15 protein-coding genes are annotated in these 19,294 nt (G+C 61.2%); 3 read left to right on the top strand and 12 right to left on the bottom strand.

Annotated features, from left to right (window positions below):
• Positions 1-10: 10 nt before the first annotated feature.
• The 4 genes from ACF8O8_RS09360 to rpsU all read right to left on the bottom strand — a co-directional run bounded on the left by ACF8O8_RS09360 (position 11) and on the right by rpsU (position 8,302).
• Entirely contained in the window at positions 11-3,754 is a 3,744-nt protein-coding gene (locus tag ACF8O8_RS09360) for an EAL domain-containing protein (protein ID WP_392509580.1), read from the bottom strand.
• 127 nt (positions 3,755-3,881) lie between these two features.
• A complete protein-coding gene (rpoD, locus tag ACF8O8_RS09355; protein WP_003255578.1) occupies positions 3,882-5,732 on the bottom strand; it encodes an RNA polymerase sigma factor RpoD in 1,851 nt (616 codons plus the stop codon).
• A 67-nt stretch (positions 5,733-5,799) separates the two neighbouring features.
• Positions 5,800-7,782 (bottom strand): DNA primase, encoded by a 1,983-nt coding sequence (gene dnaG / locus ACF8O8_RS09350; RefSeq protein WP_010951735.1) that lies wholly within the window; start codon positions 7,780-7,782, stop codon positions 5,800-5,802.
• Between the two features lie 304 nt (positions 7,783-8,086).
• Positions 8,087-8,302, bottom strand: coding sequence for a 30S ribosomal protein S21 (gene rpsU / locus ACF8O8_RS09345; RefSeq protein WP_003255575.1), 216 nt, complete (start codon positions 8,300-8,302; stop codon positions 8,087-8,089).
• A 204-nt stretch (positions 8,303-8,506) separates the two neighbouring features.
• Between rpsU and tsaD the strand changes: the two genes are divergently transcribed.
• On the top strand, positions 8,507-9,532 hold the full coding sequence (gene tsaD, locus ACF8O8_RS09340) for a tRNA (adenosine(37)-N6)-threonylcarbamoyltransferase complex transferase subunit TsaD (RefSeq protein ID WP_010951736.1): 1,026 nt from the start codon (positions 8,507-8,509) through the stop codon (positions 9,530-9,532).
• 17 nt (positions 9,533-9,549) lie between these two features.
• Here the strand turns inward: tsaD and plsY are convergent, their stop codons facing one another.
• Positions 9,550-10,119 (bottom strand): glycerol-3-phosphate 1-O-acyltransferase PlsY, encoded by a 570-nt coding sequence (gene plsY / locus ACF8O8_RS09335; RefSeq protein WP_392509579.1) that lies wholly within the window; start codon positions 10,117-10,119, stop codon positions 9,550-9,552.
• Between the two features lie 74 nt (positions 10,120-10,193).
• Here plsY and folB point away from each other — a divergent pair, with 74 nt between their 5' ends.
• Both folB and folK read left to right on the top strand, forming a co-directional pair.
• On the top strand, positions 10,194-10,550 hold the full coding sequence (gene folB / locus ACF8O8_RS09330) for a dihydroneopterin aldolase (protein WP_004576188.1): 357 nt from the start codon (positions 10,194-10,196) through the stop codon (positions 10,548-10,550).
• Entirely contained in the window at positions 10,541-11,050 is a 510-nt protein-coding gene (gene folK / locus ACF8O8_RS09325) for a 2-amino-4-hydroxy-6-hydroxymethyldihydropteridine diphosphokinase (protein ID WP_010951738.1), read from the top strand. Before folB ends, folK begins: the two co-directional genes overlap by 10 nt.
• Before the next feature lie 109 nt (positions 11,051-11,159).
• Here the strand turns inward: folK and ACF8O8_RS09320 are convergent, their stop codons facing one another.
• The 7 genes from ACF8O8_RS09320 to apaG all read right to left on the bottom strand — a co-directional run bounded on the left by ACF8O8_RS09320 (position 11,160) and on the right by apaG (position 19,112).
• Positions 11,160-12,266 carry a multifunctional CCA addition/repair protein gene (locus ACF8O8_RS09320; protein ID WP_010951739.1) on the bottom strand — a complete coding sequence of 369 codons (1,107 nt, stop codon included), beginning with the start codon at positions 12,264-12,266 and terminating at the stop codon, positions 11,160-11,162.
• Positions 12,267-12,321: 55 nt separating this feature from the next.
• Entirely contained in the window at positions 12,322-13,890 is a 1,569-nt protein-coding gene (locus tag ACF8O8_RS09315; protein WP_010951740.1) for a SpoVR family protein, read from the bottom strand.
• Positions 13,887-15,158, bottom strand: coding sequence for a YeaH/YhbH family protein (locus ACF8O8_RS09310; RefSeq protein WP_003255564.1), 1,272 nt, complete (start codon positions 15,156-15,158; stop codon positions 13,887-13,889). Before ACF8O8_RS09310 ends, ACF8O8_RS09315 begins: the two co-directional genes overlap by 4 nt.
• Positions 15,159-15,313: 155 nt before the next feature.
• On the bottom strand, positions 15,314-17,236 hold the full coding sequence (locus tag ACF8O8_RS09305; RefSeq protein ID WP_003255563.1) for a PrkA family serine protein kinase: 1,923 nt from the start codon (positions 17,234-17,236) through the stop codon (positions 15,314-15,316).
• Between the two features lie 282 nt (positions 17,237-17,518).
• Positions 17,519-17,851, bottom strand: a complete 333-nt coding sequence (gene glpE / locus ACF8O8_RS09300) for a thiosulfate sulfurtransferase GlpE (protein ID WP_010951742.1) — start codon at positions 17,849-17,851, stop codon at positions 17,519-17,521.
• A gap of 14 nt (positions 17,852-17,865) precedes the next feature.
• Positions 17,866-18,732, bottom strand: coding sequence for a symmetrical bis(5'-nucleosyl)-tetraphosphatase (locus tag ACF8O8_RS09295; RefSeq protein WP_054888490.1), 867 nt, complete (start codon positions 18,730-18,732; stop codon positions 17,866-17,868).
• On the bottom strand, positions 18,732-19,112 hold the full coding sequence (gene apaG, locus ACF8O8_RS09290; RefSeq protein WP_003255559.1) for a Co2+/Mg2+ efflux protein ApaG: 381 nt from the start codon (positions 19,110-19,112) through the stop codon (positions 18,732-18,734). The genes ACF8O8_RS09295 and apaG overlap by 1 nt, the downstream gene beginning before the upstream one ends.
• Positions 19,113-19,294: the final 182 nt, after the last annotated feature.

Genomic DNA, 19,294 nt, shown 5'->3' with positions numbered 1-19,294 from the left:
AGTGGGCGGATTATAACGAGGGTTTCGCACCTGTGCCATCTGAAAGATCCGATAGTGCTATGCGAAGAAACGCGGCCGCGAATTCCTCTGGTGGTAGCGGGAGGCTGACGATGTAGCCCTGGATCTGCTCGCAGCCCTCGGCCGCCAGAAAACGTTGCTGGGCCTGGTTCTCCACGCCTTCGGCAATGATGGTCAGCTGCATGCTGCGGCCCAGGGCAATGATCGCCCGGGCAATGGCGGCGTCATGTGGATCGTCGGGCAGGCCGCGGATGAACGACTTGTCGATCTTGAGGATGTCCAGCGGCAGGCGCTTGAGGTAGCTGAGCGAGGAATAGCCGGTGCCGAAGTCATCGATGGCCAGCTGTACGCCGAGTTTCTTCAGTTGGTACAGCACGGCCAGGGCCTCTTCTGCCTGGCTCATGATGAAGTTTTCGGTGATTTCCAACTGCAGGTCACCGGCCTTCAGCTGATGGTGCTTGAGCAGTTGTTCGATGCGCCGTGCCAGGTGCGGGTGGCGCAGCTGGGCGCCGGCAAGGTTGATCGACAGCGGGCCGAAGGGTTGGTAGTGCTGCTTCCAGGCCTGCATCTGCCGGCAGGCTTGCTCCAGTACCCAGTCGCCGAGCTGCAGGATGGTGCCGTTCTCTTCCGCCAAGTGGATGAAGTGTTCCGGCGGTACCTCGCCAAAGGTCGGGTGGCTCCAGCGGATCAGCGCTTCGGCACCCACCAGGCTCTGGGTCTTCAGGCTGAGCTTGGGCTGGAAGCACAGGCTCATTTCGTTGCGTTCGACGGCCCGGCGCAGCTCATGCTCCAGGGCGATGCGCTCGCTGGCCTGGGCGGTGAGGTCGCGGGTGTAGGCTTCGACGCGGTTGCGGCCCTTGGCCTTGGAGCGGTACATGGCGGCGTCGGCGTTGCGGATGAGTGTGGAGACGTCGGTGCCATCCTGTGGGTAGAGGCTGATGCCGATGCTGGCGCTGGTGAAAAACTCATGCTCGCCGGCCTGGAACGGTGCGTTGAAGCAGGCCAGTAGTTTGTTGGCGATAGTGCTGGCGTCACTGGGCTTGTGCAAGCCGGGCAGCAGAATGATGAACTCGTCGCCACCCAGGCGGGCTACGGTGTCAACGTCGCGTACCTGCTCTTTCAGGCGCTGGGCGATGCCCTTGAGCAGCAGGTCGCCGACCGGGTGGCCAAGGCTGTCGTTGATGTGCTTGAAGCGGTCGAGGTCCAGGAACAGCACTGCGCCCTGGCGGTTGGACACCTGCGCACAGGTGAGTACGCCCTGTAGCCGGTTTTCGAACAAGGTGCGATTGGGCAGGCCGGTCAGCGGGTCGTGGTGGGCTTGATAGTCGAGTTTGGCCTGGGCGTGCTTGATGCTGGAGATGTCTGCAAAAACCGCCACGAAGTGGGTGATCTCGCGGTCGCTGTTGCGCACGGCGCTTATGGTCAGCCAGCTTGGGTAAAGTTCGCCGTTCTTGCGCTTGTTGTAGATTTCGCCCTGCCAGTGGCCCTCGGCGGTAAGCTGGTGCCACATGGCCAGGTAGAAAGCGCTGTCGTGCTGGCCAGAGGCGAGCAGGCGCGGGGTCTGGCCGAGGGCCTCGATCTCGCTGTAGCCGGTGATTTCGCTGAAGGCGCGGTTGACGGCACTGATGCGCTGGTCAATGTCGGTAATCAGCACCCCTTCGGCAGTGTTCTCGAACACCGTGGCGGCCAGCTGCAGTTTTTCTTGCATCAGGTGACGCTCGGTGATGTCGCGGGCGATGGTCAGCATGCAGTCGACGCCGGTAATCGGCAGGGGCCGGGCGGACAGCTCGCACAGTCGGATCTGCCCGTCGCTGCGGCGGATATGACAGGTGAAGTCGCGCACGAAGCCGTCCCGGTTGAGCTGGTCGACCAGGCGTTTGCGCTCGTTGAGGTCGACCCAGATGCCCAGGTCCAGCGAGGTCTGGTCGATGGTTGGGTTGAGGTCGTAGCCGGTGAGGCGGCAGAAGCCTTCGTTCACCTCCAGCAGCAAACCGTCGCTCTGGCGCGACAGCAGCAGGCCGTCGGGCGAGGCGTGGAAAGCCTTTGCGAACTTTTCTTCTGAAGTTTGCAGCTGCTGCTGGGTCTCCTTGAGCTGACTGATGTCGCGTACTGCCACTACCAGCGCGGGCGTGCCGTCCAGTTCGAAGGTTTCAGCCGAAGTCAGGCCAGTGAACAGTTGGCCGTTGCTGCGGCGGAAGCTCATTTCCAGGTTACGGATACCACCTTGGTGCAACCTTTCAAGCAGGACCGGGCCACTGCCCTCTACGCCCCACAGGTCAAGGTCGGTGGCAGTGCGGCCAATGACCTGGTCTGGGGGCAGTCCGATCTGCTCTTCGAAAGCCTCGTTCACCTCCAGCAGGCAGCCATCGCTGTGGCGAGCGATCAGCAAGATATCGGGGCACTGCTGGAATACCGAGGCGAACTTCTGTTCGGACAGGCGCAGGGCGTCCTCCGTGCGCTTGGTTTCACTGATGTCGATCATCAGCCCGCGCATCACTGGCTGGTGGCCGTGCTCGATCATGCTGACGATATTGCGTACCCAGAGGGGCTGACCGTCAGCCCGGATCACCCGGTAGTCCAGGCTGTGGTCGCGCCCCGCTGCGGTCTCGCTGTCGCAGTAGGCCTGAGCCCAGAGCGCGTCCTCCGGGTGCAGGATGCTGCGCCAGAAACCGGGCCTGAGCCAGTCACTCAATGGGTAGCCAAGCAGGTCTTCGGCATGGGGTGAAACGTAGCTGTAGGTGAAGTCGTTGGCATCGGCTTCCCAGGCGATGGCTGACAGGCTCTCGACCAGGCCGCGGTAGTGGTACTCGCTGCTGCGCAGTTCTTGCTCAAGGGCGATGCGCCGGGAAATTTCCGAGCTGAGCCGGCGGTTGATGCGAATGACCACTGCCAGCACAGCCATCAGCAGCAGCACCGTTGGCAGGCCATACACCAGCAGGTCGGACCAGAACATCCGCTGGTCGACCACATTGCCCACCCAGTGTTGCTGGATCTGGCTGATTTCGCTGCTGCTCATGTCGGCCATCACTTTGTCGAGGATGCCGACCAGCACGCTCTTGTCGCGGGGAACGGCCATCGCCAACTGGTAGCGGTAGGGCGTTTCGCCGCTGACGTAGAGGCCGTCGAGCTTGAGTTGGCGCAGGCTCCAGATACTGGAAGCGAGGTCGCCGACCACGGCATCCACTTGGTCGGTGGCCAGGGCTTGCAGCGTGGAGCTGACGTTTGGCAGGGCAACCAGGTTGAGGTCCGGGTGGTGGGTACGCAGCAACTCGTGCGGGGCGTAGTTCTCGACCACGGCAATTTTCAGGCCGTACAGGTCAGCCAGCTTGCGCGGTTGTGCGCCGCCTTTGTGCGCGAGGATCACAATGGGGAAGTCGAGGTACGGGCGAGTGAAAGCCAGGAAGCCCTGGCGTTCGGGGGTGGACATGATGCCGGGCAGCAGGTCGATACGGCTTTCCCGCGCCTGCGCCAGCACCTCGGTCCAGCTGCTGGGTTCGACCGGTTTGAACGTCACGCCCAGGCGCTGCTGGATCATGGCGATGTAGTCGGCGGCCAATCCCTGGTACCGGCCCTCCTGGTCGCGAAACTCGAACGGTGGCCAAGAGGCGTCTACGCCAAGTTTCAGCTGCGGGTGGGCAGCCAGCCAGGCGTTCTCCTCATCTGTCAGGGTCAGGGCGCCGGCCGTTGTGTTCCACAAAATCAGGATCAGCAACAGAATGGCCGGCTTCAAGGACATGGCAGCCTCGCACTCAGGTGGTCTGAAGTCGAGTGTAGACGGGCATTGCCGCAGGTGTGCAACGGAAGGCGGGCTTTATGTCACGGGCCACTAAAGAAAAACCCCGGCCTGGGCCGGGGTTTTGTCATCACTCGTCGAGGAAGGAGCGCAGGTGCTCGCTGCGAGTCGGGTGGCGCAGCTTGCGCAACGCCTTCGCTTCGATCTGACGGATCCGCTCACGCGTTACGTCAAACTGCTTGCCCACCTCTTCGAGGGTGTGGTCGGTGTTCATGTCGATACCGAAACGCATGCGCAGCACCTTGGCTTCACGTGCGGTCAGGCCCGAGAGCACGTCACGGGTGGCTTCCTTGAGGCTTTCGACCGTGGCCACGTCGATCGGGGACTGCATGGTCGAGTCCTCGATGAAGTCGCCCAGGTGCGAATCTTCGTCGTCACCGATCGGGGTTTCCATGGAGATCGGCTCTTTGGCGATCTTCAATACCTTGCGGATTTTGTCCTCAGGCATTTCCATGCGCTCGCCCAGCTCTTCCGGAGTCGGTTCGCGACCCATTTCCTGCAGCATCTGGCGGGAAATACGGTTGAGCTTGTTGATCGTCTCGATCATGTGCACCGGAATGCGGATGGTGCGTGCCTGGTCGGCGATCGAACGGGTGATCGCCTGACGGATCCACCAGGTGGCATAGGTCGAGAACTTGTAGCCGCGACGGTATTCGAACTTGTCCACCGCTTTCATCAGACCGATGTTGCCTTCCTGGATCAGGTCGAGGAACTGCAGGCCACGGTTGGTGTACTTCTTAGCGATGGAAATCACCAGACGCAGGTTCGCCTCGACCATTTCTTTCTTGGCGCGGCGGGCCTTGGCTTCACCGATCGACATGCGACGGTTGATTTCCTTGATCTCGGCAACGGTCAGGCCGGTTTCGGTCTCAAGGTCGATCAGCTTCTGCTGGCAAGCGACGATGGCAGCGTTCTTTTCACCCAGGGCGGCAGCCCACTTGGTGTTGCGCTTGGCCAGGTCACCGCTCCAGGTCTGGTCGGTTTCGTTGCTTGGGAACATGCGCAGGAAGTCGGCTCGCGGCATGCGGGCGTCACGTACGCAGAGCTGCATGATGGCGCGTTCTTGCTGCCGCAGACGGTTCAGGGCATCACGTACACGCTCGACCAGTACCTCGAACTGCTTTGGTACCAGCTTGATCGGCATGAACAGGTCAGCCAGGGCCTGCAGGGCCTCGATGCTTTCCTTGTGGTTGCGACCATTTTTCTTCAGGACCTTGGAGGTTGCCTGAAGCTGATCGGATACCGCACCGAAGCGTTGGGCTGCGACTACCGGATCCGGGCCGCTCTCGGCCTCTTCCTCGTCGTCACCGCTTTCGGATTCTTCTTCGTCGTCGTCGGACTCTTCCTTCGCCGCAGCGGCCTTAGCACCTGGGATCGGCACTTCTTCGGTTGGCGCGGCAATGTTGTCGTCAGGGTCGATGTAACCGCTGAGAACGTCCGACAGGCGGCCACCCTCGGTGGTGACGCGGTCATATTCGCCGAGAATGTAGTCGACAGTGCCCGGGAAGTGGGCGATAGCGCCCATGACTTCACGAATGCCTTCCTCGATACGCTTGGCGATTTCGATCTCGCCTTCGCGGGTCAGCAGCTCGACAGTACCCATTTCGCGCATGTACATGCGCACCGGGTCGGTCGTGCGGCCGATATCGGTTTCAACTGCCGCCAATGCAGCAGCGGCTTCTTCGGCCGCGGCTTCATCGGTGTCGGCTTCCGCCAACAGAAGGGCATCCGCATCCGGAGCACTCTCGAATACGTTGATCCCCATGTCGTTGATCATGCGGATGATGTCTTCCACCTGTTCCGGATCTGAAATATCCTCAGGCAGGTGGTCGTTGACCTCCGCGTAAGTCAGGTAGCCCTGCTCACGACCGCGGGTGATCAACTCTTTGATACGAGACTGCTGTTGCGCTTTTCCGGACATAACACCCTATCCACTGAAGGTCTTGGCGGGCAAAAAACAAGCCGAGGATTATACCCGAGCATGGGCCTCACGCGCCAGATGAGGTCGGCGTTTGTGCGGGAACATTTCGGCTCAGCAGGGCGAGGAGCTGGGTTTTTTCCTCGCTGGTCAATTCGCTTTGACGTGATTTCCTGAGCAGTTGTTCCAGGCTGCGCTCGCGTTGGCGGGCGGACAAGCTAGTTATAGTGTCGAAAAACTGTTGTTCAAGGTTGTCGGCCACGATAAGCCATTCCTTTTCCGCCAGGGCGCGTAGCAGGCGGCCCTGTTCGGTGCCATGCCAACGTGCGATCAACTGCATTGAGCTTAGCCCAGGATTTTTCTGCGCGGCTTCGATCAATGCCACCAGCAGCTGGCTGTACAGGTGTTCTTCGTCGGCGAAGTGGCTGGCATCTTCCACCTTGCCGGCCAGCAGTGGGTGGTGCAGCAGGGTGCGCAGGGCGGCCAGCGTGGGCGGCTCGACCGGCGCTGGCACGCGGGGAGGCGCTTCGTCGCGTTGCTGCCAGGGCTTGCCGCCCTTGCGGTTCTTGTCCCAGGGTTTGTCGCTCCACGGCTTCTTGCTGCCCCCCTTGTTGGGCTTCCATGCCTGCTCCTGATGAACGGGGGCATAGTCGTGCTGCGGCATGTCGCCGTAGTCGGGGGTGTAGCTGGCCATGGCGTCGTAATCGTAGCCAGGGTCGTAGTCCGGCATGCTGCTGGTCGCCGGCGCTTGTTGCGCCAGCTGCTCGACCTGCTGCGGGTCGAGGCCGGTGATTTCCTTCAGGCGGTTGCGCATCAGCTGACGCAGGTTGGCGCCGGGGATCTTTTCGATCAACGGTGCGGCCAAGGTCGCCATATGCGCCTTGCCTTCCAGCGAGCGCGGGTCGGCTTCTACGCCAAGTTGCTCGAAGAAGTAGTCGGCCAGCGGTTGGGAATGCTGGTTGATACGGGCCATGAAGGCGTCGGTACCTTCGGCGCGCACCAGGCTGTCCGGGTCTTCGCCTTCGGGCAGGAACAGGAAGCGCGCGCGACGGCCGTCCTGCAGGTTCGACAATGTCGATTCCAGTGCGCGCCAGGCGGCCTTGCGCCCGGCCTGGTCGCCGTCAAAACAGAACAGCACGCTGGGCACCACGCGGAACAGGCGCTTGAGGTGCTCTTCGCTGGTGGCGGTGCCAAGGGTGGCCACGGCATTGCGCAGGCCTTGCTGGGCCAGGGCAATGACGTCCATGTAGCCCTCGACGACGATGATCTCGTCGAGGTTGCGGTTGTGCTTGCGCGCCTCGTACAGCCCGTACAGCTCCTGCCCCTTGTGGAAAACCGGGGTTTCCGGGGAGTTCAGGTACTTGGGCTTGTCGTCGCCGAGCACCCGGCCACCGAAGGCGATGATGCGCCCGCGGCTGTCACGTATCGGGAACATCACCCGGTCGCGGAAGCGGTCGTAGCGCTTGCCGCTCTCGGCGTTCTCGATCAGCAGGCCGGCATCGATCATCACCTTCTGCTGCAGGGTGTCGGCACCCAGGTGCTTGAGCAGGTTGTCCCAGCCGGGCGGGGCAAAGCCCAGGCCGAAGTCGCGGGCAATTTCCCCGGACAGGCCGCGGCCCTTGAGGTAGTCCACCGCTGCCTTGCGGGACGGGTGGCTGCGCAGGGCCTGGCGGTAGAACTCCGAGGCGGCGTCCAGTAGCGGGTACAGTGGCGAGTCAGTGGGCTGGCGCGGCTTCTGGTCGCGGCGGCCTTGCTCGCGGGGCACTTCCATGCCGGCGGCGCGGGCCAGTTCCTCGACGGCCTGGGGGAAGTCCAGGTTGTCGTGGTCCATGACAAAGCCCAAGGCGTTGCCACCGGCGCCACAGCCGAAGCAGTAGTAGAACTGCTTGTCGGGGCTGACCGTGAAGGACGGGGTTTTTTCTTTGTGGAACGGGCAGCAGGCCGAGTAGTTCTTGCCGGTTTTTTTCAGCTGGACGCGCGAACTCACCACGTCGACGATGTCGAGGCGGTTGATCAGGTCGTCAATGAAACTCTGGGGAATCAGCCCGGCCATGGCAGTCTCGTTATCTGGCAACTGGCAAGTCTAATCGCTCACGCGCCGAAGGGGGCGAGTGCTGCTTGGGGAAGTGCGAGGGAATGTGTGCTCGTCGCCAGCCCTTAAGGGCTCGTCAGTCGGACGTGCACGTCTGGTCATACAGCAAGGAGGACCAGCTCTGACGTTTCAGGCAGGTTGCCCATGATGCAGTTCGCATGAAGCTTGTGCAGGGCCTTGAGCTAGCTGCTCAAGTTTGAAACGACCACTGCCATCGCCCGGGGGTTAGCCGGGCAGGGCAGAAGCTTTGCGTTGAACGCCTGTATTAGTACAGACGAACGGCGCGGCGCTGTTCGCGCTGAACTTTCTTGGCGTGACGCTTAACAGCAGCAGCTGCTTTGCGCTTACGCTCTGCGGTCGGCTTCTCGTAAAACTCGCGGCTACGAACTTCAGCCAGTACACCGGCTTTTTCGCAGGAGCGCTTGAAACGACGCAGAGCTACGTCGAAGGGTTCGTTCTCTTTAACTTTGACGGCTGGCATCCAGGGCTACCTTAATTCATTACCGGGGTAGACGTGCTCCTGGCAAAACAAAGGTGTGCTGGAGAACGTCGGTTTTCAAGGGTTGCGGATGTTAACCCTTAGCAAGCCGGAATGCAAAGCCTCTGATCGAAAACCGCTGGTCGGCACCCGACACGGGGACTATCATGCGCGGCTTCGAATTCAGCCCCCACAAGGGACGAGCCCATGCTAGTACTGGGATTGGAAACATCCTGCGACGAAACCGGCGTCGCATTATACGACAGTGAACGCGGTTTGTTGGCCGACGCACTGTTCAGCCAGATCGACCTGCACCGCGTCTTCGGCGGCGTGGTGCCCGAGCTTGCCTCGCGTGATCACGTCAAGCGCATGCTGCCGCTCATCCGCCAGGTGCTGGACGAGGCAGGTTGCGTTGCCACCGAAATCGACGCCATCGCCTACACCGCAGGCCCCGGCCTGGTCGGCGCCTTGCTGGTGGGCGCTTCCTGCGCCCAGGCGCTGGCCTTTGCCTGGGACATCCCGGCGATCGGTGTGCACCACATGGAGGGTCACCTGCTGGCACCCATGCTGGAAGAAAACCCGCCAGAGTTTCCGTTCGTCGCTTTGTTGGTTTCCGGTGGACATACCCAGCTGGTTCGGGTCGATGGCATCGGTCAGTACGAACTGTTGGGCGAAAGCCTGGACGATGCTGCCGGTGAAGCGTTCGACAAGACCGCCAAGCTGATCGGCCTCAATTATCCTGGTGGTCCGGAAATCGCGCGTCTGGCCGAGCAAGGTGTGCCTGGGCGCTTCGTGTTCCCGCGGCCAATGACCGATCGGCCAGGCCTGGAATTCAGCTTCAGTGGCCTCAAGACCTTCGCCCTGAACACCTGGCAGCAATGCAAGAATGCTGGCGACGACAGTGAGCAAACCCGTTGCGACCTGTCCCTGGCATTCCAGCAGGCGGTGGTGGAGACTTTGACCATCAAGTGCAAGCGGGCGCTCAAGCAGACCGGCCTCAAGCGGCTGGTCATCGCGGGTGGCGTGAGTGCCAACAAGGCCCTGCGCGCGTCCCTGGAGGACATGCTCGGTAGCATCAAGGGCAACGTGTACTACGCGCGTCCGCAATTCTGTACCGACAATGGTGCGATGATCGCCTACGCCGGTTGCCAGCGCCTGCTGGCGGGGCAGCAGCAAGACCTGGCGATCAGCGTGCAGGCACGCTGGCCGATGGAGCAGTTGCCGCCGCTGTAAGGCAGCGCGTCGAAGGTTCAGAAGTGCCGTTCGCGCCCTGCAAACAAGTCGCGCAGGTTGTTGCGGTGGCGCCACACGATCATCACTGTCAGTACGCTGATCGGTAGCAGGGCTTCGGGCTCGCGCCAGGCCAGCAATGGCAAGGTGAGTGGCGTGGCAATCAGCGCGGCCAGTGAGCTGGTGCGCGTGAGGTAGAAGGTCAGCAGCCAGGCGCCGATGGCCAGCAGCGCGGCCGGAAAGTACAGGGCCATGAGCATGCCGGCAGCCGTCGCCACGCCCTTGCCGCCCTTGAAACGGAAGTACAGGGGGAACAGGTGGCCCAGCACTGCGCATATGCCCACCCAGGCCTGCGCGTGCAGGTCCAGCCCGGCAGCGCGGGCGAGCAATACAGGCAAAAGGCCCTTGCACAGGTCGCCAAGCAGGGTCAGGATCGCCAGTTTACGGCCTGCCAGGCGTAGCATGTTGGTGGCGCCGGCATTGCCTGAGCCGCCGGAACGCGGGTCCGGGCTGCCCGAGAGGCGGCTGAGAACAATGGCGAAGGACAGCGAGCCGAGCAGGTAGGCGAGCAACGCCAGTAACCAAAACATGCTAACTATTCCGGGCGAGGACGCCCTGATTCTAACGGCGCCAGTCGCCCTTGTCGTGCTGTGGAGAGAAGTGCTTGGACAGAGTGTTCATCGAAGGCCTGGAAGTCGATACCGTCATCGGTGCCTATGACTGGGAGCGGGATATTCGCCAGTGCTTGCGCCTGGACCTGAGCTTTGCCTGGGACAACCGCCCGGCCGCCGCCGGAGACGACCTGAACCTGGCGCTGGATTACGCCAGTGTGTCGGCGCGCATCCAGGCGTTTGCCGAACAGGCCCGTTTCGAGCTGGTTGAGACATTTGCCGAGCGCCTGGTGGCAACCCTGATGGACGAGTTCCACATCCCCTGGGTGCGCTTGAAGCTGACCAAGCCGGGCGCGGTGCCGGCGGCCCGTGGTGGTGTTGGCGTGGAGATCGAGCGCGGATGTCTCTGAGCACGGTTTACCTGGGCCTGGGCAGCAACATCGACCGTGAGGCGCATTTGTGCGCCGGGCTCGATGCGTTGGCTGGCATCCTGACTGACATGCGCTGTTCGCCGGCCTTCGAAAGCCAGGCGGTGGGCATCAAGAGCGGGCCGTTCATCAACTTCGTGGTGACGGGGCAAACCGCGTTGCCGTTGATCGAGCTGGACCGCCGGCTGAAGTTCATCGAGGCCGACAATGGCCGCTATGCACCGGACCGCAAAGGGTTGCCGCTGGATATCGACGTGCTGATGTATGACGATTTGCACGGTACCTTCGATGGGCTGGTATTGCCCCGGGCCGAGATTCTGAAGAACGCTTTTGTGCTGTGGCCGCTGTCGTTGCTGGCGCCCGACCTGGTGCATCCGGGTGTGGGCAAGTGCATGGCGCAGCTGTGGCAGGAAGCGCAGATCGATCAGGTACTGGCCCCCGTGGCCTTTGAGTGGCGCGGGTTGCAGTTGACGCCCGCTTGAGCCTGTATCGGCCTCTTCGCGGGTAAACCCGCTCCTACGACGGGCTGAGCCCAACCTCTGATGTGTGCCCCCTGTAGGAGCGGGTTTACCCGCGAAGAGGCCGGTAGGTCTAACCGCGCTGGTAAGCCTCGAGCGCTTTCAGCCGTTCACCTTTGAGTGCTTCGCCCAGTGCCTGACCGGTCAGCCCGGCTTGCACCAACGGCTTCACATCCACCGCTCGCGCCGCCGCTGCTGCGCCTCGCAGGTAATCGGCCTGTGGGTAACCCTGCTCGCCATCGCCCCGCGCCGCCATCTCGCAAACGGTCAAAAAATCCTCAAATCGCTGCGGCCGTCGGTAAACATCGAATTTCTGCAACAGCTCCAGCAGTGCCGTGGCAGGCAGTTCGAGCGCCTGATTACCCTGCGCCAGGCATTCCCCGGTCAGCATGGCCAGTTCCTGGCACTCTCGCGGTGCCTTCAGGCGCTGGTTGACGGCTTTGATCGATGTCGGTGGCAACCCCCGCAACAGGCAGGCCCAGCGCACGTTCAGCGGTTGTTCGTGCGCCGCCGCCTGCTCCAGCGCCGCCAATGTCCGGGAGCCGTCATCGAGCTCAGGCAGCAGCTCCTGCAGGGCCCCACACGCGCTCAGCACCTTGAAGAATACCTGCGGTTGCACTTCCATCAGCGCGCGCTCGATTTCCTTCCAGCTGCGCTCGGCAGTGAGTGCCTGCAGTTCGCCTGAGGCGCTGATCTGGCGCATCAGCGCCAAGGTTTCATCGGCAACCCGGAACCCCAGTGGTGCGTAACGGGCAGCAAAGCGTGCAACGCGCAGCACCCGCAAAGGATCTTCGGCGAATGCCGGGGAAACATGGCGTAGCAGGCGTTGATCCAGATCGTTCTTGCCTTGGTAGGGGTCGTAGACTGTGCCCGCCTCATCCTCGGCCATCGCATTGATGGTGAGGTCGCGGCGGATCAGGTCTTCTTCCAGGGTAACGTCGGGGCTGGCGTGAAAAGTGAACCCGCCGTAGCCTCGCCCACTCTTGCGCTCGGTGCGCGCCAGGGCGTATTCCTCACCGGTTTTCGGGTGCAGGAACACCGGGAAATCGGCTCCCACCGGCCGATAGCCATTTGCTAGCATTTCTTCGACGGTGGCGCCCACCACCAGCCAGTCGATATCGCTGACAGGGCGGCCGAGCAAACGGTCGCGCACGGCGCCGCCAACTTTGTAGATGTGCATGTGCAGCTCTCCATAACTGCCGACAGGATAACCCGTCGGCAGGCATGGGGTTGCATCAGAGGTGGTGGATAACAGCCAGGTCCATGCGGCCGTAGTCGGCGCTTTCGCTATGTTCGCCGCGTGGCGGCATGTGGTGAGTACTCATCACTTGCTCGCCTTGCACGGTCTCCAGGTGGATATCGAAGCCCCACAGGCGATGCAGGTGCTTGAGCACTTCGTCGGTCGAGTCGCCCAGCGGTTTGCGGTTGTGTTGCTGGTGTCGCAGGGTCAGCGAGCGGTCTCCGCGGCGGTCGACGCTCCAGATCTGAACGTTCGGTTCACGGTTGCCCAGGTTGTACTGCGCTGCCAGCTGCTCCCGAATCACCCGGTAGCCGGCCTCATCATGGATGGCGGGCACCAGCAGGTCGTCGCGCTGGTCGTCATCGAGGATGCTGAACAGCTTGAGGTCGCGCATCACCTTGGGCGACAGGTACTGCAGGATGAAGCTCTCGTCCTTGAAGCTGCTCATGGCGAACTTGATGGTAGAAAGCCAGTCGCTGCCGGCAATTTCGGGGAACCAGTGGCGATCTTCCTCGGTGGGGTTTTCGCACATGCGGCGGATGTCGGTGTACATCGCAAAGCCCAGTGCGTAGGGGTTGATGCCGCTGTAGTACGGGCTGTCGAAGCCGGGCTGGAACACCACGCTGGTGTGCGACTGCAAGAACTCCATCATGAAGCCTTCGGTAATCAGCCCTTCGTCGTACAGGTCGTTCATCAGGGTGTAGTGCCAGAAGGTTGCCCAACCCTCGTTCATGACCTGGGTCTGGCGCTGCGGGTAGAAGTACTGGGCGATCTTGCGCACGATGCGCACTACTTCACGCTGCCAGGGTTCGAGCAGTGGGGCGTTCTTCTCGATGAAATACAGGATGTTTTCCTGCGGTTCGGCGGGGAAGCGCCCCTCATCGCGGTCGTTACCCTTTTCGGCGTTTTTCGGAATTGTCCGCCAAAGGTCGTTGATCTGACGCTGAAGATGCTCTTCGCGCTCCTGTTGCCGGCGCCGCTCTTCTTCCGCAGAAATAGGGTAAGGCCGCTTGTAGCGGTCGACACCGTAGTTCATCAGGGCATGGCAGGAGTCGATCAAGTCCTCCACAGCATCGATGCCGTGGCGCTCTTCGCACTGGGCGATGTACTGCTTGGCGAACACCAGGTAGTCGATGATCGAACTGGCGTCAGTCCAGGTACGGAACAGGTAATTGCCTTTGAAAAAACTGTTATGGCCGTAGCAGGCGTGCGCAATCACCAGTGCCTGCATGCACATGGTGTTTTCTTCCATCAGGTAGGCGATACAAGGGTCGGAGTTGATTACGATCTCGTAGGCCAGGCCCATCTGGCCGCGGCTGTAGGACTTTTCCGTACTGAGGAACTGCTTGCCGTAGGACCAGTGGTGGTAGCCCAGCGGCATGCCGACCGAGGCGTAGGCGTCCATCATCTGTTCGGCAGTGATGACCTCGATCTGGTTGGGGTAGGTGTCCAGGGCGTAACGCTCGGCCAAGCGGCTGATTTCCCGGTCGTAGGTCTGGATCAGCTCGAACGTCCACTCGGACCCAGTGGAAATGGGTTGGCGTCTCTGTGCTCTGGCGGTCATGTGGCTAACCTGCGCTGGAAGAGTTCACGGAAGACCGGGTAGATATCGCCGGCCGATACCAACTGCTGCTGGGCGAACGTGTCGGGGAAAGCATCTCCGATACGCTCGTATTCATACCACAGCGCCTGGTGTTCACGGGGGGTGATCTCAACGTAAGTGTAGTACTGCACATGCGGCATGATCTGTTTGGAGAGGATGTCGCGGCAGATGGGTGAGTCGTCGTTCCAGTTGTCGCCATCAGAAGCCTGCGCGGCATAGATGTTCCAGTCGCTGGCCGGGTAACGCTCGGCCATGATCTCCTGCATCAGCTTTAGGGCACTGGAGACGATGGTGCCGCCGGTTTCCCGCGAGTAGAAGAACTCTTCTTCATCGACTTCCCGGGCACTGGTGTGGTGGCGAATGAACACGACTTCGATGCGCTCGTAGTTACGCTTGAGGAACAGGTACAGCAGGATGAAGAAGCGCTTTGCGATGTCCTTGGTGGCTTGGGTCATCGAACCGGATACGTCCATCAGGCAGAACATCACTGCCTTCGAGCTGGGGTTGGGTTGCTTGACCAGCAGGTTGTACTTGAGGTCGAAGGTGTCGAGGAAGGGCAGGCGGTTGATACGTGCCTTCAGGCGCTCGATTTCCTGTTCGACTTCCTGGATATCGGTGAAATTGTCCGGCTCTTCGACCCGCAGGCGATCGAGTTCCTTTTGTGCTTCGCGCAGCAGGGCGCGGCTGCTGCCGGTCAGGGCGATACGCCGGGCATGGGCCGAGCGCAGGGTGCGCACGATATTGATGCGTGACGGGTTGCCTTCGTTGGCGATGCCGGCGCGAACAGTCTTGAAGGTGTCGGCGCCAGTCAGGTGACGTTTGACCAGGTTGGGTAGCTCAAGGTCTTCGAACATGAATTCGAGAAATTCTTCCTGGGTGATCTGGAAGACGAACTCGTCCATGCCCTCGCCGGAATTGCCGGCCTTGCCGCGACCGCCGCCACCTCCACCGCCTTGTGGCCGTGGGATGTGTTCACCGGCAGTGAATTCTTTGTTGCCAGGATGCACGATGGTCTGTTTGCCCCCACGACCATGATGCAAGACCGGTTCGTCGATGTCGCGCCCGGGAATACTGATCTGCTCGCCATGTTCCATATCCATGATGGAACGGCGGCTCACCGCCTCTTCGACGGCCTTCTTGATATGTTCGCGGTACCGCCGCAGGAAGCGCTGGCGGTTGACCGTGCTCTTGTTCTTGCCGTTCAGGCGTCGGTCTATAACGTAGCTCATGGTCCCTCCGGTGACTGGATGCAGCTGCAACCCACAAGCTGCAAGCCACAAGCTTCAAGCTGCAAGAAAGAGCAGCCACCGCCGCTGCAAGCTGTGACGCGGGCAGCAATGCCAACGCCAGGCAGCTTGCAGCTTTCGGCTCGTAGCTTGCCGCTTTATTGCGATTTCCTGACCCGCAGGTACCATTCCGACAGCAGGCGCACCTGTTTGTCGGTATAGCCACGCTCCACCATCCGGGTGACGAAGTCGTTGTGTTTCTTCTGGTCCTCTTTGCTGGCCTTGGCGTTGAAGCTGATGACCGGCAGCAGGTCTTCGGTGTTGGAGAACATTTTCTTCTCGATCACGACCCGCAGCTTTTCATAGCTCAGCCAGCTTGGATTCTTGCCATTGTTGTTGGCGCGTGCGCGCAGTACGAAGTTGACGATCTCGTTGCGGAAGTCTTTCGGGTTGCTGATGCCAGCCGGTTTCTCGATCTTCTCCAGTTCCTCGTTGAGCGCAATGCGGTTGAGAATTTCGCCGGTTTCCGGGTCGCGGTATTCCTGATCCTGGATCCAGAAATCTGCATACAGCACGTAGCGGTCGAAGATGTTCTGGCCGTATTCGCTGTAGGACTCCAAGTAGGCAGTCTGGATTTCCTTGCCGATAAACTCGATGTAGCGAGGTGCCAGGTATTCCTTCAGGTAGCGCAGATAGCGTTCGCGCACTTCAGCCGGGAATTGCTCCTGTTCGATCTGCTGTTCGAGGACATAGAGCAGGTGCACCGGGTTGGCGGCAATTTCGTGTGGGTCGAAGTTGAACACCTTGGACAGGATCTTGAAGGCGAAGCGAGTCGACAGGCCGTTCATGCCTTCGTCGACACCCGCAGAGTCCCGGTATTCCTGGATCGACTTGGCCTTTGGATCGGTGTCCTTGAGGTTTTCCCCGTCGTAAACGCGCATCTTGGAATAGATATTGGAGTTCTCGGGCTCTTTCAGGCGCGAAAGCACTGTGAACTGAGCCAGCATCTTGAGCGTATCTGGCGCACAGTGGGCCTTGGACAGCGAGCTGTTGACCAGCAGTTTGTCGTAGATCTTGATTTCATCGCTGACCCGCAGGCAGTACGGCACCTTGACGATATAGATCCTGTCGATGAACGCTTCGTTGTTCTTGTTGTTACGGAAGGTGTGCCACTCCGATTCGTTGGAGTGCGCCAGCAGAATGCCGGTATAGGGGATCGCCCCAAGGCCTTCGGTACTGTTGTAGTTGCCTTCCTGGGTGGCGGTGAGCAAGGGGTGCAGGACCTTGATCGGCGCCTTGAACATTTCGACGAATTCCATCAGGCCCTGGTTGGCCCGGCAAAGCGCGCCCGAGTAGCTATAGGCGTCGGCGTCGTTCTGTGGGTATTCCTCAAGTTTGCGGATATCGACCTTGCCGACCAGGGCCGAGATGTCCTGGTTGTTTTCATCGCCGGGTTCGGTCTTGGCAATGGCGATCTGGTTAAGAATCGACGGGTACAGCTTCACCACCTTGAACTTGGAGATGTCACCGCCAAACTCCTGCAGGCGCTTGGTGGCCCAAGGCGACATGATGGTGTTGAGGTAGCGCCGTGGGATGCCGAACTCTTCCTCGAGAATGGCCCCATCTTCGGTGGCATTGAACAAGCCCAGAGGTGACTCGAATACCGGCGAGCCCTTGATCGCGTAGAAGGGCACCTTTTCCATCAGCTGCTTGAGTTTTTCCGCCAGCGAGGACTTGCCGCCGCCTACCGGGCCCAGCAGATAGAGGATCTGTTTCTTCTCTTCCAGGCCTTGGGCGGCGTGGCGGAAGTACGACACGATCTGGTCGATGCACTCTTCCATGCCATGGAAGTCGGCAAAGGCCGGATAGCGGCGGATAACCTTGTTGGAGAAGATGCGCGACAGCCTGGAGTTGGTAGAGGTGTCGATCAGCTCTGGCTCACCGATGGCCAGCAACAGCCGTTCGGCCGCCGATGCGTAGGCACTGCGATCCTCTTTGCACAGCTCGAGGTACTCCTGCAGCGAGAGTTCTTCCTGGCGCGTAGACTCGAAACGTTGTTGGAAGTGGCTAAAAATACTCATGACGTCACCTCGCTCGATACGTGGAGACGACGCCGGATCAGTCAGCTGATGCTGGCATGCAACCGGGTTGGCCGATTGCTGTATACCCCCCAGAACACCCTGTAACGCTACCGATGACCCGCACGCCGGTGTACCGGCTCTCCCCTTTTTGGATGGCCTGAGCTTAAGCGTAGTTGGTTATCTGCAAGGTAAAGGGGTGAGAAAGGCAGAAGTTACGAACGACCGTTCGTCAGATAAGCCGCAAGCCCGCGCGGCGCACGGGCTGCAGGGGAAAATAAAAAATTATTCAGCGTTGCCCTGGGCGGTCTCGGCCGGGTAGGTCGCGCGCCACAGTTCGAAGCCGCCGTCCACGCTGTACACGTCGGAGAAACCCTGGCCTACCAGGTAGGCGGCGGCACTTTGGCTGGAATTGCCGTGATAGCAGACCACCAGGGTTGGCGCGTCGAGGTCGGCGTTGCGGATGAAATCAGCGACCGAGTGGTTATCCAGGTGCCGGGCGCCGGTGATGTGGCCGGCGGCGAAGGCCTGCGGGTCGCGAATGTCGACGACGACCGCACCTTCTTTCTTGCGAAGCTCCAAGGCCTGCTCAGGAGGGATGCGCTTGAATTCGCTCATGGGTACTACTTCCTTCAGGTGTGGTCGTTGAGTGTAGTGGGTTGTGCCGGCTGGCGCAGGGTGCCGTCGTCGGCGCAATCGCAGCGGTGGTATTCGCCGCTGTCGACGTTGTACAGGGTCATGGCGCCACCCCATACGCAGCCAGTGTCCAGGGCGATGATGTCGGGCTCGGTGACCTCACCCTGCAGAGCGGCCCAATGGCCAAAGATGATCTTCACGTGGCGTGAGCGGCGGTCCTTGTGCGCGTACCAGGCTTTGTAGCCTTTGGGCGCGCTACCCAGGCCTTCCTTGCTCTTGAGGTCGAGTTTGCCATCGGCCGTGCAGAAGCGCATGCGGGTGAAGTAGTTGGTGATGACCCGCAGGCGTTCGACGCCGGCGAGGTTCTTGCTCCACTTGTTCGGCTCGTTGCCATACATGCCGTCGAGGTACAGCTGCAGGCGGGTGTCGTCACGCAGCACTTCCTCGACCTCGGCGGCGAGTTCCAGGGCTTTGCCAAGGGTCCATTGTGGCGGTATGCCGGCGTGAACCAGGGCGATGCCGCGGGGCTCGTCGTAATGCAGCAGCTTTTGCTGGCGCAGCCAGTCGAACAGTTGGTCGGCGTCCGGCGCTTCGATGATCTCGCGCAGTGTGTCGCTTTTCTTGAGGCGCTCGACGTTGTGCCAGGCGGCCAGCAGGTGCAGGTCATGGTTGCCCAGCACGCAGACCAGTGAATGACGAATCGAGTACAGGAAGCGCAGGGTTTCCAGTGACTCGGGGCCGCGGTTGACCAGGTCGCCGACCAGCCACAGGCGGTCGACGGCGGGGTTGAAACTGACGCGATCGAGCAGGCATTTGAGCGGCTGCAGGCAGCCCTGCAGGTCACCGACGGCGTAGGTGGCCATCAGTGCAGCGCTCCGGGCACTGCCAGCCGGAAGGGGGCAATCTCGGCGTCGAAGCGCTTACCGTCCTCGGCGAACATCTGGTAGCTGCCCTGCATGGTGCCAACGCGGGTGCTGATGACGGCACCACTGCTGTAAGTGTGGCTCTGGCCAGGGTCGATGTTGGGTTGCTGGCCGACCACGCCGGCGCCGCGTACTTCCTCTACCTCGCCGTCACCGTTGGTGATCAGCCAGTGGCGCGACAGCAACTTGGCACTGAGCGAGCCGTTGTTCTGCACGGTAATGGTGTAGGCGAAAGCGAAGCGACTGTTTTCGGGGTCGGATTGTTCTTTCAGGTAGCGGGTCACGACGCTGACGTCGATTTGATAGCGGGGGTCGGACATGCAAGGGCCTTGGGCGAACTGACGCAATAATGCAGTCTAGGCCATTGGGAGGGGGGAGGGCCAGCGGTGATCGGGCTTGGGGGGGTGTTGTCTGTGCCGGCCTCTTCGCGGGTAAACCCGCTCCTACAAGGGGTCGCACAGGATTTGAGGGTTGTGCGATCCCTTGTGGCCCGCGAAGAGGC

The organism is Pseudomonas sp. TYF_14 (assembly GCF_043105275.1).
Classification (GTDB): domain Bacteria; phylum Pseudomonadota; class Gammaproteobacteria; order Pseudomonadales; family Pseudomonadaceae; genus Aquipseudomonas; species Aquipseudomonas alloputida.
This window is presented reverse-complemented; position numbering and strand designations above follow the sequence as displayed.